This is a genomic window from Methylomicrobium agile, from assembly GCF_000733855.1.
Classification (GTDB): Bacteria; Pseudomonadota; Gammaproteobacteria; order Methylococcales; family Methylomonadaceae; genus Methylomicrobium; species Methylomicrobium agile.
The window spans coordinates 3,140,259-3,157,072 of sequence record NZ_JPOJ01000001.1 but is presented as its reverse complement, the minus strand read 5'-3'; the positions used below and the strand labels follow the sequence as shown (position 1 = coordinate 3,157,072).

Annotated in this window: 8 protein-coding genes; 5 read left to right on the top strand and 3 right to left on the bottom strand. The window is 61.0% G+C overall.

What is annotated here, in order from left to right; genetic code table 11:
- Positions 1-5: 5 nt before the first annotated feature.
- Positions 6-9,902 carry a cadherin domain-containing protein gene (locus tag CC94_RS21655; RefSeq protein ID WP_036304023.1) on the top strand — a complete coding sequence of 3,299 codons (9,897 nt, stop codon included), beginning with the start codon at positions 6-8 and terminating at the stop codon, positions 9,900-9,902.
- Between the two features lie 254 nt (positions 9,903-10,156).
- On the opposite strand, the gene CC94_RS0114830 is transcribed toward CC94_RS21655, so the two are convergent.
- A complete protein-coding gene (locus CC94_RS0114830) occupies positions 10,157-10,579 on the bottom strand; it encodes a Uma2 family endonuclease (RefSeq protein ID WP_084675361.1) in 423 nt (140 codons plus the stop codon).
- A gap of 35 nt (positions 10,580-10,614) precedes the next feature.
- Here CC94_RS0114830 and CC94_RS0114825 point away from each other — a divergent pair, with 35 nt between their 5' ends.
- From CC94_RS0114825 to CC94_RS0114805, 4 genes are all read left to right on the top strand, one after another.
- Positions 10,615-11,094: a nuclear transport factor 2 family protein gene (locus tag CC94_RS0114825; protein WP_005371026.1), complete on the top strand. Its 480-nt coding sequence runs from the start codon at positions 10,615-10,617 to the stop codon at positions 11,092-11,094.
- Between the two features lie 254 nt (positions 11,095-11,348).
- Complete coding sequence (locus CC94_RS0114815) at positions 11,349-11,684, top strand: rhodanese-like domain-containing protein (protein WP_005371017.1); 336 nt, start codon at positions 11,349-11,351, stop codon at positions 11,682-11,684.
- A 25-nt stretch (positions 11,685-11,709) separates the two neighbouring features.
- Positions 11,710-12,243 (top strand): formaldehyde-activating enzyme, encoded by a 534-nt coding sequence (gene fae / locus CC94_RS0114810; RefSeq protein ID WP_005371016.1) that lies wholly within the window; start codon positions 11,710-11,712, stop codon positions 12,241-12,243.
- Between the two features lie 69 nt (positions 12,244-12,312).
- Positions 12,313-13,602, top strand: coding sequence for a PepSY-associated TM helix domain-containing protein (locus tag CC94_RS0114805; RefSeq protein WP_005371015.1), 1,290 nt, complete (start codon positions 12,313-12,315; stop codon positions 13,600-13,602).
- Between the two features lie 62 nt (positions 13,603-13,664).
- Here CC94_RS0114805 and CC94_RS0114800 read toward each other — a convergent pair whose 3' ends face one another.
- Together CC94_RS0114800 and aqpZ are read right to left on the bottom strand one after the other, a co-directional pair.
- A complete protein-coding gene (locus CC94_RS0114800) occupies positions 13,665-15,863 on the bottom strand; it encodes a patatin-like phospholipase family protein (RefSeq protein ID WP_031431397.1) in 2,199 nt (732 codons plus the stop codon).
- 124 nt (positions 15,864-15,987) lie between these two features.
- Positions 15,988-16,713, bottom strand: a complete 726-nt coding sequence (gene aqpZ, locus CC94_RS0114795; protein ID WP_005371013.1) for an aquaporin Z — start codon at positions 16,711-16,713, stop codon at positions 15,988-15,990.
- Positions 16,714-16,814 lie beyond the last annotated feature (101 nt).

Below are 16,814 nucleotides of genomic sequence, written 5' to 3'. Positions count from 1 at the left end.
CCCCAATGAGCCTTCGTATCGCCTTTATCGACGCCCGTATCGGCAATTATCAAGCCCTGATCGCCGCCCTGCCGGACGGTGTCGACGCCATCGTGCTCGATCCGAACCGGGACGGCCTCGAACAAATCGCCCAGGCCCTGCAAAACCGGCCCGCGCTGGACGCGATCGACATCGTGTCGCACGGCTCGCCGGGATCGCTGACCCTGGGCGCCGGCGTCCTGAACGGCGGCAACCTGGCGGATCATGCCGCGCAACTGGCCGAAATCGGCGGCCATTTGACCGCCGGCGGCGACCTGCTGCTCTACGGCTGCGACGTGGCCCAGGGCGATGCCGGGCAGGCGTTCATCGAACGGCTCGCGCAATTGACCGGGGCGGACGTCGCGGCATCGACCGACCTGACCGGCGCGGCCGAACTGGGCGGCGATTGGCGACTGGAAGCGGCGACCGGCCCGGTGGAAACCGCCAGCCTGGCGCTGCCCTATGGCGGCCTGTTGCTGGACATCCCCGGCACCGACGGAAACGACACGCTCACCGGCACCGACGGCGACGATATCTTGACCGGCGGCCTGGGCGACGACCTTCTGCAAGGCGGTTTGGGCGAGGATGTCGCGGTATTTGCCGGCAACTTGGCCGACTACCAAATCGCCGCCCTTGGCGACGGCAGCCTGCAAGTACGCGACCAGAATCCAGCCGACGGCGACGAAGGCACGGATACGCTGTTCGGCATTCAAACCTTGCGGTTTGCCGATCGCGATATTGGCGTGGGCAGCACCGGCGTGCGCAACGAATTTCAGGTCAACACCACCACGACTAACAATCAACTGTCTCCCGCCGTCACCGCGCTGAATGACGGCGGCTACCTGGTGACCTGGGTGTCTCTGGGCCAGGACGGCAGCGACTGGGGCATCTACGGCCAGCGCTACGACGCCGACGGCAATGCCTTGGGCAGCGAGTTTCAGGTCAACACCCCCACGGCCGGCGATCAACTATCTCCCGCCGTCGCCGCGCTGAACGACGGCGGCTACCTGGTGACTTGGAGGTCTAACCAGAACGGCAGTGACTGGGACATCTACGCCCGGCGCTACGACGCCGACGGCAATGCCTTGGGCAGCGAGTTTCGGGCCAACACCACCACGGCCAACGATCAATACGCTCCCGCCGTCGCCGCGCTGAACGACGGCGGCTACCTGGTGACTTGGATGTCTTATGGCCAGAACGGCAGTGACTGGGACATCTACGCCCGGCGCTACGACGCCGACGGCGGCACCGTGGGCAGCGAGTTTCAGGTCAACACCACCACGACTAACAATCAAATGCATCCCGCCGTCACCGCGCTGAACGACGGCGGCTACCTGGTGACCTGGCAGTCTAACCAGAACGGCAGTGACTGGGATATCTACGCTCAGCGCTACAACGCCGACGGCAGCGCCCAGGGCAACGAGTTTCAGATCAACACCACCACGACTAACAATCAAACGAATCCCACCGTCACCGTGCTGAACAACGGCGGCTACCTGGTGACCTGGGAGTCTGAGCAGAGCGGCAGTGGGTTGGACATCTACGCCCGGCGCTACGACGCCAACGGCACTTCCCAGGACGACGAATTTCTGATCAACACCACCACGGCCAACGATCAATCCGCTCCCGCCGTCACCGCGCTGAACGACGGCGGCTACCTGGTGACCTGGATGTCTCTGAACCAGAACGGCAGCGACTGGGACGTTTACGGCCAACGCTACGACGCCGACGGTAACGCCGTGGGCGTCGAGTTTCGGGCCAACACCACCACGGCTGACAATCAACTGTATCCCGCCGTCGCCGCGCTGAACGACGGCGGCTATCTGGTGACCTGGCAGTCCAATATCCAGGACGGCAGCGGCACTGGCATCTACGGCCAGCGCTACGATGTAGACGGACAGCCGTTCGGCAGCCCGAAACTGATCGGTAGCCCCGAAAACGACAGCCTGAGCATCGCGGCCGACACGGCCCTGCCCGTCATGTTGCTTGGCGAGGCGGGCAGCGACATGCTGGGCGGCGGCAGCGGCAACGATATCCTGGAAGGCGGTGCCGGCGACGACACTCTGCACGGCGGCCTCGGTGACGATACTCTGGAAGGCGGCGCCGGCGACGACATCCTGTCTGGCGGCGGCGGCAACGACCGGCTGCTGGGCGGGCCCGGCGAGGATATTGCCCAATACGCCGGCAACCGGGCCGATTACCAATTCAGCCTGGACCCCCAAGGCCATGTGACCGTGCGCGACATCCATATGGACGATGGCGATGAAGGCACCGACACCTTGCTCGACGATCTCACGCTGCGTTTTGCCGATGGCGACTACATTGCCACGCCCCAGATCAGAGGCGGCGAATTTCAAGTCAACACTACCACGGCCAACAGTCAAGCCTATCCCGCCGTCGCCGTGCTGAATGACGGCGGCTACCTGGTGACCTGGATATCTTATGGCCAGGACGGTAGTGGCTATGGCATTTACGGCCAGCGCTACGACGCCGACGGCAACGCCCTGGGCGACGAGTTTCGGGCCAATACCACCACGACCAGCGATCAAGTTGCTCCCGCCGTCGCCGCGCTGAAAGACGGCGGCTACCTAATAATCTGGACATCCTGGAACCAGGACGGCAGTGACTATGACATCTACGCCCAGCGCTACGACGCCAACGGCGATCCCCAGGACGAGGAGTTTCGGGTCAACACCACCACGGCCAGCGATCAACACGATCCCGCCGTCGCCGTGCTGAACGATGGCGGCTACCTGATAATCTGGACATCCTGGAACCAGGACGGCGATAGCGGGGGCATCTACGGCCAGCGCTACGACGCCGACGGCAGCGCCCTGGGTGACGAGTTTCGGGTCAACATCACCACGGCCAACGATCAATCCGCTCCCGCCGTCGCCGCGCTGAATGACGGCGGCTACCTGGTGACCTGGATGTCTTATGGCCAGGACGGTAGTGGCTATGGCATTTACGGCCAGCGCTACGGCGCCGATGACACTCCTCAGGAAAGTGAGTTTCTGGTCAATACCACCATAAACGACTATCAAAGCTATCCCGCCGTCACCGTGCTGAACAACGGCTACCTGGTGATCTGGACATCTTTTGGCCAGGACGGTAGTGACTATGGCATTTACGGCCAGCGCTACAACGCCGACGGCGATCCCCAGGGCAACGAATTTCGGGTCAATACCGCTACGGACTACGGTCAAATATATCCCGCCGTCACCGCACTGGACGACGGCGGCTACCTGGTGACCTGGATGTCCATTGGCCAGGACGGCAGCGACAGCGGCATCTACGGCCAGCGCTACGACGCCAACGGCGATCCCCAGGACGAGGAGTTTCGGGTCAACACGACTACGGCCAACTCTCAATCCCTTCCCGCCGTCGCCGCGCTGAACGACGGCGGCTACCTGGTAACCTGGCAGTCTCAGAACCAGGACGGCGACGGTTCGGGTATCTACGGCCAGCGCTACGGCGCCGACGGCAATCCGGTCGAGTCGGTGGTGCAAGTGACGCTCAACCATGCGCCCGCCGCCGCCCCGGTCGCGCTCGGCTCCGCCGTCGAAGACAGTCCCGGCGTCACCATCACCGCCGCGCAATTGCTCGACGGCGCCAGCGATGAGGACGGCGATACCCTGCAAATCACCGCGCTAAGCCTGAACGATCCCACGCAAGGCCAATTGACGGCGGAACCGAACGGCATTTCCTGGACCTTCGTGCCCGCCGCCAACCTGAACGGCCCAGTCGGCTTCAGCTACGCGGTCAGCGACGGCCACGCCGCCTTCGCCGGCAGCAGCGCCAGCCTGACGCTGACGCCGGTCAACGACGCGCCGAGCGGCACCGACAAGACGGTAACGGTGCCGGAAGACGGCAGCCACGCGTTTACGGCGGCGGACTTCGGTTTGACCGACCCGAACGACACGCCGCCCAACAGCCTGCTGGCGGTCAAGATCGCCACGCTGCCGGCGGCCGGCAGCCTCACCCTCGACGGCGCGGCCGTGACGGCGGGCCAGACGATCGTGGCGGGCGACCTCGGCAAGCTGGCGTACGCGCCGGCGGCCAACGCCAATGGGACGGGCTACGCCAGCTTCACCTTTCAGGTGCAAGACAACGGCGGCGCCGCCAACGGCGGGGTGGACCTGGACGGCACGCCCAACACCCTCACGGTAAACGTGACGCCGGTGGACGACGCGCCGAGCCTGGCCGATGCGAGCCGTTCGATCGATGAAAATAGCGCCAACGGCACGCTCGTGTACGACGTAAACGACAGCCTGACCGGCACCGACCTGGACAGCGACGGCCAAGCCATCACCTACGGCATCACCGCCGGCAATAGCTCGGGCGGCTTCGCCATCGAGGCATCGACCGGCAAGATCACGGTGGCCGACGGCACGAAGCTGGATTTCGAAACCCAGCCAAGCTTCACGCTGACGGTGACGGCCAGCGACGGCGCGCTGAGCGATACGGCGACCATTACCGTCAATCTCGACAATCTGGACGAAGTGGCGCCGGTGTTTACTTCGGGCACGACGGCAACGGCGATTGCTGAAAACAGCGGCGCCGGGCAGGTGGTGTATAACGCGGCGGCGAACGATCCGGCGACGGACGGCGGCCCGTCCAACCCGCTGGTCTATAGCCTGAGCGGCGCCGATGCGGCGGCGTTGACGATCAACGGCAATACCGGCGAAGTGACGTTGATCGACGATCCTGACTTTGAAACGAAACCCAGCTACAGCTTCACGGTGGTGGCCACCGATGCGGCCGGCAACGCCGCGACGCAAGCGGTGACGTTGGCGGTCAATAACATGGACGAAGTGGCGCCGGTGTTTACTTCGGGCGCCACGGCAGCCGCGATTGCCGAAAACAGCGGTGCCGGCCAGATGGTATACACGGCCACCACGACCGACAATCCGGATGGCAGCCATCCAAGCGACGGCCCGTCGACGCGCACCTACAGCCTGAGCGGCGCCGACGCGGCGGCGTTGACGATCAACGGCAATACCGGCGCGGTCACGCTGACCGGCAACCCGAACTTTGAAGCGAAACCCAGCTACAGCTTCACGGTGGTGGCCACCGATGCGGCCGGCAACGCCGCAACCCAAGCGGTGACGCTGGCGATCAACAACGTGGATGAAGTGGCGCCGGTGTTTACCTCGGGCGCCACGGCGACGGCGATCGCCGAAAATAGCGGCGCCGGGCAGGTGGTGTACACGGCCACCACGACCGACAATCCGGATGGCAGCCATCCAAGCGACGGCCCGTCGGCACGCACCTACAGCCTGAGCGGCGCCGACGCGGCGGCGTTTACGATCGATTCCGAAACTGGCGAAGTGACGCTGACCGGCAATCCGAACTTTGAAGCGAAACCCAGCTACAGCTTCACGGTGGTGGCCACCGATGCGGCCGGCAACGCCGCAACCCAAGCGGTGACGCTGGCGATCAACAACGTGGACGAAGTGGCGCCGGTGTTTACCTCGGGCGCCACGGCGACGGCGATCGCCGAAAATAGCGGCGCCGGGCAGGTGGTGTACACGGCCACCACGACCGACAATCCGGATGGCAGCCATCCAAGCGACGGCCCGTCGGCACGCACCTACAGCCTGAGCGGCGCCGACGCGGCGGCGTTGACGATCAACGGCAATACCGGCGCGGTGACGCTGACCGGCAATCCGAACTTTGAAGCGAAACCCAACTACAGCTTCACGGTGGTGGCCACCGATGCGGCCGGCAACGCCGCAACCCAAGCGGTGACGCTGGCCGTCAATAACGTGGACGAAGTGGCGCCGGTGTTTACCTCGGGCGCCACGGCAGCCGCGATTGCCGAAAACAGTGGCGCCGGGCAGGTGGTGTACACGGCCACCACGACCGACAACCCGGATGCAGGCCATCCGAACGACGGCCCGTCGGCACGCACCTACAGCCTGAGCGGTGCCGACGCGGCAGCGTTGACGATCAACGGCAATACCGGCGCGGTGACGCTGACCGGCAATCCGAACTTTGAAGCGAAACCCAACTACAGCTTCACGGTGGTGGCCACCGACGCGGCCGGCAACGCCGCAACCCAAGCGGTGACGCTGGCGGTCAATAACGTGGATGAAGTGGCGCCGGTGTTTACCTCGGGCGCCACGGCAGCCGCGATTGCCGAAAACAGCGGCGCCGGCCAGATGGTGTACACGGCCACGACAACCGACAATCCAGATGGCAGCCACCCGAACGATGGCCCGTCGGCACGCACCTACAGCCTGGGCGGCGCCGACGCGGCGGCGTTTACGATCGATTCCGAAACTGGCGAAGTGACGCTGATCGGCAATCCCGATTTCGAAACGAAAGCCGGCTACAGCTTCGAGGTGACCGCGACCGACGCGGCCGGCAACGCCGCGACGCAAGCGGTGACGCTGGCCGTCAACAATCTGGACGAAGTGGCGCCGGTCTTTACCTCGGATACCACGGCGGCGGCGATCACTGAAAACAGCGGCGCCGGGCAGGTGGTGTACACGGCACAGGCAACGGACGCAGGCCAGCCGTCGGCGCCGTTGGTGTATAGCCTGGACGGCGCCGATGCGGCGGCGTTCAGCATCGATGAAAACAGCGGCGAAGTGACGTTGATCGACGATCCTGACTTTGAAACGAAATCCAGTTACAGCTTTACGGTGGTGGCCATCGACACGGCCGGCAACGCCGCGACGCAAACGGTGACGCTGGCGATCAGCAATGTAGACGAAGTGGCGCCGGTGTTTACCTCGGGCGCCACGGCAGCCGCGATCGCTGAGAACAGCGGCGCCGGTCAAGTCGTTTATACTGCGGCGGCGAACGATCCGGCGACGGACGGCGGCCCGTCCAACCCGCTGGTCTACAGTCTGGGCGGTGCCGACGCGGCGGCGTTGACGATCGACGCCGAGACCGGCGAAGTAACGCTGACCGCCGACCCGAATTTCGAGATAAAAGCCGGCTACAGCTTCGAGGTGACCGCGACCGATGCGGCCGGCAATGCCGCGACGCAAACGGTGACGCTGGCTGTCAATAACGTGGACGAAGTGGCGCCGGTGTTTACCTCGGGGGCCACGGCAACGGCGATCGCTGAAAATAGCGGCGCCGCTCAAGTCGTCTATCGCGCGCAAGCCACCGATGACCCGGATACCGAGCACCCCGGCGATGGTCCATCGATTCCGTTGGCGTATAGCCTGGGCGGCGCCGATGCGGCGGCGTTCAGCATCGATGAAAACAGCGGCGAAGTGACGTTGATCGACGATCCTGACTTTGAAACGAAATCCAGTTACAGCTTTACGGTGGTGGCCATCGACACGGCCGGCAACGCCGCGACGCAAACAGTGACGCTGGCGATCAACAATCTGGACGAAGTGGCGCCGGTGTTTACCTCGGGCGCCACGGCAACGGCGATCGCTGAGAACAGCGGCGCCGGTCAAGTCGTTTATACTGCGGCGGCGAACGATCCGGCGACGGACGGCGGCCCGTCCAACCCGCTGGTCTACAGTCTGGGCGGTGCCGACGCGGCGGCGTTGACGATCGACGCCGAGACCGGCGAAGTAACGCTGACCGCCGACCCGAATTTCGAGATAAAAGCCGGCTACAGCTTCGAGGTGACCGCGACCGATGCGGCCGGCAATGCCGCGACGCAAACGGTGACGCTGGCTGTCAATAACGTGGACGAAGTGGCGCCGGTGTTTACCTCGGGGGCCACGGCAACGGCGATCGCTGAAAATAGCGGCGCCGCTCAAGTCGTCTATCGCGCGCAAGCCACCGATGACCCGGATACCGAGCACCCCAGCGATGGTCCATCGATTCCGTTGGTGTATAGCCTGGGCGGCGCCGATGCGGCGGCGTTCAGCATCGATGAAAACAGCGGCGAAGTGACGTTGATCGACGATCCAAACTTTGAGGCGCAGGCCGGCTACAGTTTTGAGGTGATCGCGACCGATACGGCCGGCAACACGGCTATCCGAACGGTGGCGCTGGCGATCGATGACCTCAACGAAGCGCCGGTATTTACCTCCGGCACAACCGCGAGCGTCGCCGAAAACAGTCCGCCGAGCACGGTGGTCTACACGGCGATCGCTAGCGATCCCGACGCGGGACAAACGTTGACCTACAGTTTGGACGGCAGCGATGCCGGCTTGCTTGAGATCGACGCCGAGAGCGGCGCGGTCACTTTAAAGACCATCCCTGATTTTGAGACGCGAAATAGTTACCGTTTCACGGTCATCGCAACCGATAACGCCAGTATCGCACTGAATGCTTCTCAAGCGGTGATCCTGACCGTGACGAACGTGCCGGAATCCGACGACGACAACGACGGCGTTCCGACAGAGATAGAAATGAACGTTCCCGTGTTGGCCGACGGCAATGGCGCGATGGTCGCCGGCGACGGCAACGGTGATGGCGTGGCCGATAGCCGACAAACCAACGTGCTCTCGCAGGCAGTCTTGAATACGCCGACGGCCGTCAGCCATTCCGACGGGGCATTGCCTGTGTATGTGACCCTGGTCGCCGATTCGAATGCCGGTAAAGCGAACGTGACAGGGCCGTCGGCTTCGCGCATCACCGAGTTTGAGCAACTCGATGCGCCCGCCGATTTTCCGGACGCGGGCGCTATTCCCCTGGGCTTGTTCGGTTTCTCCGCGACGACGCAAGAAGAAGGTGGCACCGAGACCTTCAGTCTCTATCTCGACGACGATATTCATGTCAACGGCTATTGGAAAAAAGACGCTCAGGGCACCTGGGTCAATTTGGCCAGTGCCGCTTATGGCGGCGCGATGACCACGGAAGGCGATAAAACGCGGCTCGACTTTCAAATCACCGACGGCGGCGAATTCGATAGCGACGGTCTTGCCAACGGCGTGATTCGCGATCCGGGCGCGCCGGCGTTTTTGCCCCCGCTCGGTCAGCTGATCAATGACAATAACAAAGGGAATCATGTGTATGGCGAGAACGGCCGCAACGACGTGCTGTTAGGTAATAACGGCAATGACCATTTATTCGGAGGTTCCGGCGATAACTGGCTGGTCGGCGGCAAGGGAAAGGATACCTACCATTTTTCCGCTACCGATCGGGTGGCCGGCGGCATGGATCGGATCGTCGACGACAACGGCAGCCTCATCGCCTTCGACAGCGCCCTGTTGAGCCAGTTGAAATTGAACGGCACGGCCTTGAGTCAGTTAACGGGCGGAAAAAATGGCTTGGGCAGCGTGATCGACGCCAATAACGGCTTGGCGTTTAAAGACGGTATTTTGCAAGTCGATGCGAATGGCGATGGGGTCTTCAATGCCGATGACGACTTTCAGGTGCGTTTTTATAACCGTACGGCCGATACGCTGCGGTTCGATACCAACAAAGACCTGTTGATCTTGAACGGCAAAGGGCCGAAAGCGGCGCTGCCGATGACGGGCAGCCCGCAGTCCGATACTCTGATTGGCGATAATAAAGCCAATGATCTGAATGGCGGCGCCGCCGACGATATCCTCTATGGCGCCGGCGGCCGCGATAAACTGACCGGCGGCAAGGGCGCCGATATGCTGGTCGGCGGGGCCGGGCGCGATCTGTATTATTGGGCGGCCGCCGACCTGGAAGCGAACGGGCACGATCGGCTCATCGACGGTAAAGGCAGCCGGCTCGGCTTCGATGCGGCGATATTGAGCCAGTTGAAGCTGGGCGGGCAGGCGCTCTCCGATATCACGGCGCGCAAAGTGGCCATCGGCGCGACGTTGAATGACGATAATGGCGTAGCCTATCGAAACGGTGTATTGCAGATGGATCTGAACGGCAATGGCAGTTTTGACGACGGCGATTTTCAGATCGAAATTGTCGGCACCACGCCTTTGAAAGGGCTGGTTTTCGACGGCGCGCTGGATGTGATCAAGTTGGTATAGCGTTGTGGGAGCGACGCCTTCGTCACGATGCTCGATGGCCGTTGATATTGAAACCCTGATGGCGGAACCGCTAGCGCGTTCCGCCTTACCCATCCTCTGTTGTAGGGTGTTTTCGCGATCGCAAAACGCCAACCGGCTGCAAAGCGATGGCGGATTGCCTGACGGCGAATCCGCAAGGGCTATTGCGACAATCCGCAGCCGCTACCCCATTGACCCCCTGCCATGTCGGGCACAAAAAAGCGTGCCCGACCTACTCAGCTACCTACTGTAGGGCGGTTTCGCGAAGCAAACCACCTCATCCAAACAAAATCCGGCTCGATCAAGACATATTCCTGCAATGACGGCAGGTTGATGTAGCGTAAAAGTTTCACCGCCGTATCGGTTTTTCGGGTTGACTTCGACAGCACTTCGACGATCAGCGCCGGGTTTTCCGAAAACATGTCGGAACCGCTCATTTTGCTGCAATCGACGACGACATCCGGATAAACGTAGTCCCTACCGAGCCGGACTTTCATGTCGGCCATAAAAGGTGTACACGGTTTTCCTTCCAGGTGATTGCCGAATTTGCGCGTCAAATTGCCGGCCATGCAGTTATGGTTTATGAGTGAAAAGGGATGAGATATTTTCTCGTCGAGATTTCGGAATACAATAGGCCTGCCGGCATTAAAATCCGGCATTTCTCCCGTCTTCACTCACCGCTAAGGAGTTTTCCGTGACCGTCATCCATGAACCGCGACCGCCCTTTCCTCCGTTTACCCGCGAAACCGCCGCGCAAAAAGTCCGCATGGCGGAAGACGCCTGGAATAATCGAAATCCCGAACGTGTCGCCTTGGCCTATACCGTCGACAGCCGCTGGCGCAATCGGGCCGAGTTTCCGGTCGGCCGCGAACAGATCGTCGAATTTCTGATCCGCAAATGGCGGACCGAGCTTGAATACCGTTTGATCAAGGAATTATGGGCCTTCGAAGGCGACCGGATCGCGGTCCGCTTTGCTTACGAATGGCACAACCATGAGGACGAATGGTTCCGCTCATACGGCAACGAGAACTGGGAATTCGATGAGAACGGCCTGATGCGCCGCCGTTATGCCAGCATCAACGACTTGCCGATCGCGGAATCCGAACGCAAGTTCCATTGGCCGCAAGGGCGCCGGCCGGACGACCATCCGGGGCTCAGCGACCTCGGGCTTTAGAGGCGGATGTTTGCAAAGCGAGCTTTGCAACACCTCCCATCCTGACTTAACGACATCGGTCCGCCTCCTTCCTGCCGCGAATGAAACCGGCCTCGCGAACGGGCGTCGGGATTTATTTCCGGCGCCCGCCCTCTAATAAAAAACCACTAAAAACAACCCGGCCGGAATCGCCGCCCGAACCGGCGCATTACCGGAAAAAAACGGACGGCAGTCCGTTAAATGCGATTGAAACACTCAGTTAAGGAGGTGCGAAAATGAACATCCTGACGCGAAACGAATTGAAAAATATGCAGGATAATCGGGAAGATTTTCTGCTGCTGAACGTGCTCTCGGAAGATGCTTTCCGAAAAGCCCATATTCCGGGCTCGCAAAATGCGCCGGTCTCCGGAAGCGAGTTTCTACAAAAAGTGGCCACGCTGGCAGGACCGCAAGGCAAGGACCGTCCGATCGTCACCTATTGCGCCGGCTTTCATTGCAATGCCTCGAAAGAGGCAGCCAATCGGCTGGCCGCGGCCGGTTATTCGCAAGTCTCCGCATTCGAAGGCGGCCTGGAAGACTGGGCGAATGCCGGCTATTCCATTGAGCCCTAAAGTTACAGCTAACCGGAGAAATATCATGCCGAATATCAATATCCCCAAACCCAAAATAGATCATGTATTGGTTGGTGAAGCGCTGGTTGGAGAAGGGAACGAAGTGGCGCATATCGACCTGATCATGGGACCGCGCGGCAGCGCCGCGGAATTCGCTTTCTGCAATGCATTGACCAACCAGAAACGCGGCGATAATGCGCTGTTGGCGCTGATAGCGCCCAACTTGATGACCAAACCGGCGACGGTCATGTTCAACAAGGTGGAAATCACCAACGGGCGGCAGGCGGAGCAGATGTTCGGCCCGGCGCAAAGAGGGGTCGCCACGGCGGTTGCCGACTGCGTCAAGGAAGGCATCATTCCGTTGGAGGAGGCTACGCATATATTTATCTGCGTAGGTGTCTTCATTCACTGGGACGCTACCGATAACAGCAAAATCCAGGACTGGAATTACGAAGCCGTCAAACTGGCGATAAAGCGCGCTGTCAAAGGCCAGCCGTCGCTGGAAGAAGTCATCGCCGAAGAACACTCACAGCACCATCCGCTGGCCGCGCACGATTGATGCGCCCGGCCTGACAGAAAAAGCCGATCCGTGGGATAATTCGCAGTTTTTCCGAAGCCCTTTTCCCGAATGACCCACGCGATCATCAAGGCCCGGCGCGGTCGGGCCGTCTGGCTCAAACTGCATCTGCTGCTGGCGCTCGGCGCCGGTTTTTTGTTTGCCCTGCTGGGCCTGACCGGCAGCCTCAGCATTTACCGGGAAGATATCGACGAACTGCTGAATCCACGCCTGGTGATCGACCATCCCGAAGGCGCTCACCAATCGCTGGACAAGATCATCGCGGCGGTGCGGTCGGCACATCCGGACCGGCACGGCGCCTGGACGCTCGAAATGCCGAGATCGCCGCACGGAATGATTACCGCCTGGTTCGAAAAACCGCGCGAAACGTATTTCGAGTGGTACGCTCCCTTGATGGTTTCGGTCAATCCTTACACCGCCGAGGTCGCTGCGAGCCGCTTCTGGGGCTCGACCTTTACGACTTGGTTCCTGGATTTGCACAGCCATCTGCTGCTCGGCCTGACCGGACGGAAAACGGTAGGGGCTTTGGGACTGCTGTTGATGCTGTCGGCGGGCAGCGGGCTGTATTTGTGGTGGCCCGGCATCAAAGGGCTACGCAAAGCGCTGACGATACGGCGGCAATCCGGCCTGCTGCGTTTTGCGACCGATTTGCACCGGATCACCGGTTTTCTGAGCGCCGCAGCGATCCTCACGCTGGCCGGCACCGGCGTCTTGCTCTCTTACCCGGCACTGGTGGAAACGCTGACCGGCGAGGCCGGGATGGGCCACGGCGAGGCGAACGGCGCGATCGTCAGCACCGCCGTACCGAACGATCATCCAGTCGGTCTGGAAGGCGCCGAGTTCATCGCCCGCGCCCCGTTTCCGAACGCCGAATTACGGCGGATCAGCACGCCGGTCGGCGACAGCGGGGTGTTTGAAATCCATTTTCGCCAGGACGGCGAAATCAATCAGCGCCATCCTTTCACCACGGTCTGGGTAGACCGCTGGAGCGGCCACATTCTGGAAGTGCGCGACCCGGCCCGCTTTACGGCCGGACAAACCGCGGCGGCCTGGCTATGGCCGCTGCATTCGGGCGAGGCCTTGGGCGCCTCGGGACGCTTGCTCTGGTTTTTGGCAGGACAGGCGCTGTTTTTTCTGTATCTGAGCGGCCTGTTCCGATGGCTGTGCCGGCGCGGCGTGCTTCGGGATCGCGCGGTCGATTTTACGCCTGTGAAAAAAGCCGGTTACCGAATCCTCGCCCTGGCTTGGCGCCTGGGCCTTGCGCTCGGGCGGCGGGCCGCTGAATCCGGGCGAAAAGCCCTGCCGCAAGCCGTTGCGTGGTGGCAAAAGCTGAGCCGGTAACCGTCGGCGGCCGGGACATCGGCGTTCAAGTCCCCCTTGCATGAAAGCGCAACGCAGATGCGTTACACTTCCGGCACGCCTTCGACGTCCTCCTGTACCCCTTCGACGGCTGCTTGCGCCGCTTCCGCGAAAATCTCCGAAACCGGGGTAATTTCTTCGCTGGAAAGCGACAGCGCGCTGCACATCTGCGCGGTCAACCGGAACCCCAACTCCCGGTACGCCTCGACCTGAACCTCATCAAAAAACTGGTCGTTCGTGGACTGATTCGGAAACTCCTCGTGCTGGGCGCGGTAACTGTAGATTTCCGCAGGCAAATCCTTGGCCAGCGTCGCCCTGACGATATACAGGGTACCCTTTTTGGCGGGCCCCAGAGCGCTGGCCGGGTAATGGATCGTGCCTCTGTCGAAGCCCATTCTCGAAAAGCCGAAGCGCTTCGCGTACACGCTTTCTCCGTCCGATCCCGGCATCAGGCTTTCCAGCTCGTCATGGAAAGTAATCGTGACGTCGAAATCGACCTGGATCCGCACCAGAAGACTACCGATATCGTCCAGGGTGAAATTCGGGTCCGCGCCGGCCGAAGAAAAATAGAGGGTATCAACGCGCCTTCTGATCAATTCATACAGCCCGGTATTGTCGAAATGGCCGCCGTCGGTCAGCTCCAGATAGCCCACGTTTTCCCTGAGATCCTGTCCCAGTAACCCCTGAAAAAAGCCCGGATAGAAAAAGTTGGGGCGCCTGTTCATATCCGACAGGATTTTCCGCCAGCCGGTCACCGCCGGATTCTGTATCCAGAAGCCCAGCCGGATATTGAAAAACGTCAGCAGAAACGAAACCAGGCGGTTGCGGGTGGTGCCCTGCCCGGAGTTGGCGGCGTTCGGATTCAACGCGGCGCCCGAAATCGACACCGCCGTCGCGAGCGTCATTTCGCCGTCGGACAGCGCATCCATCGGATGAAAACCGACCGCGTCGCCGCCGCAATACAGATGGGACATGATGAAATTGTCCCCGGCGCGGCCCCGGTATTTGGCATTGGGAGAATCGACCAGAACGGCATTGGTATTGATGATGTGGTAAGGCCCCCATTGATCGGGTCCGGAAACTTGGGTAAAAAAAGCCACATCGGCTTCGGTCGCCAGTTCCCAGCGCGTGTTGTTCACCGCTTGCGGATTCGGCAGAAAGGCTTCCATCAGGCGGTCGCGGTCCATTCGCCCGATGCCGAACAGGTTCAGGTTGACGAACCATCCGGTCAGGACGACGCCGGCGATCACCAATCCGTAAAGCCACTGCATGTCCGAATGATCCCAATCCAGCGCGAATTTATAACCGACCGCCATGATGCCGAAGATCAGCAATGCCGAGGTCAGCAGAATACGAATCTCCGTCATCGCGCCTTTGCCGGCCTGGTTGCCCTTTTGCTGCTGGAAAAACTCGTAGATCGATCCGATCATGCCGAGCAGCGCCGGAAAGGAAGTGGTCATATATTCCATTCCGCGCAGTTTATCGCTGACGAATTGGTTGATTCCCGGCAGCAACGCCAATACCCAGAATGCAAGCGCCAGCAAAATGATCTTGCCCTGCACGCGCTGAAACCAGAAACGCCCGCGATACCCGCGCTGCTCCGTCCCTAACTTCCGCCAGGTCATCCAGGCATACAAAAAACTGGTGATTCCGAAGACCAGCACCATGATCAGCGCGGCTTGCGTGAAAAGGGAGGCCGGCTGCCAGCCGTCCGTAAACGGCAGCATCCAGGGTTTCGGCACGAACAGCCGGAGATTGACGAAAAGATAAAAGAGGCTGACGATCACCGCGAGATAGACCGAGGACGCCAGCGCAATATTACGCAGCAGGACGCCCAGCAGCGACAAGGCCGACAGCCCGTTCGGCAGCAGGTAATTGCCGTTCTGCCTCAGGAAATTCAGCGGCGAATGGACTGCATCGGAAGCGAACGGAAAAGTCCAGGGCGAACCGTTCTTCTTGTTCTGATAATTGAACCAGGTCAGCGAGGAGCCGATATAGCCGCCGCCCGAAACGGTCGACAAATAGTCCACCCGACGCAAAATATGGTATTTGTTCAACCCCTGCAGGACGCCCAGCGCGAACGAAGCGGAACGGATACCGCCGCCGCTGATCGCCAGTCCGGCAAGGCGTGCGGCTTCATCGGCTTCCCGAATATCGCCCCGGTTCAGCCGCTGGCTTTTGATGACTTCCAGTTCTTCCTGACGAACTTGCGCAAAACCGGTTGCGGATCGATCTTTTTCCATACCCTCCCCCTCTCTGCATAATAATGCCCTTGCCATCCATCTTCAGTATCCGGGCTTCTCGAAACCTTTCTCTCGTCAAAAAAAGCCGAGAAGCTCAGATGTCGGTTCGATGAATGAACGATTTTTATTGTTGTTTGACGAAGCCGGGAGCCGCCGTATCTTCAATCCGCTCTTCGGCAATCAACCGATAAATGTAAGCGCCCAAAAGCGCGCCCGCGATCGGAGCGACCCAGAACAGCCAAACCTGCCCGAGCGCCCAGTCGCCGGCATAAACCGCGACGCCCAGGCTTCTGGCGGGGTTGACTGAGGTGTTGGTGACCGGTATGCTGATCAGGTGTATCAGGGTCAGGCCCAAGCCTATCGGGATAGGGGCAAAACCTTGCGGCACGCGGCGATCGGTGGCGCCAAGAATGATCAGTATAAACATCATGGTCATCACGACTTCGGTCACTAACGCGGCCCCCAGGGAATAACCGCCTGGCGAATGTTCGCCGTAGCCGTTCGCCGCAAAACCGGCAGCGGCATCGAAACCCGCCTTGCCGCTGGCGATCAGATAGAGAATGCCGCCTCCGACCAATCCTCCGGCCACCTGAGCCAGAATATAAGGCAACAATTTATTCGCGGGAAAACGTCCGCCGGCCCACAAGCCGATAGATACGGCGGGATTCAGATGGCAACCGGAAATATGGCCGATCGCATACGCCATCGTCAAAAGCGTAAGCCCGAAAGCAAACGCAACCCCCAGTAACCCGATGCCCACATTCGGAAACGCGGCCGCCAATACTGCGCTGCCGCATCCGCCCAAAACCAACCAGAAAGTTCCCAAAAACTCGGCGCCTATTTGCTTCATGTTCATTCTCCTGCAATTCATGATAAGTAAATCGGATAATCCTACGGATGCGCGTTCCTTACGGAATGCTTCCTCACCGTCCCGAACCCAAAGTCCGTAAC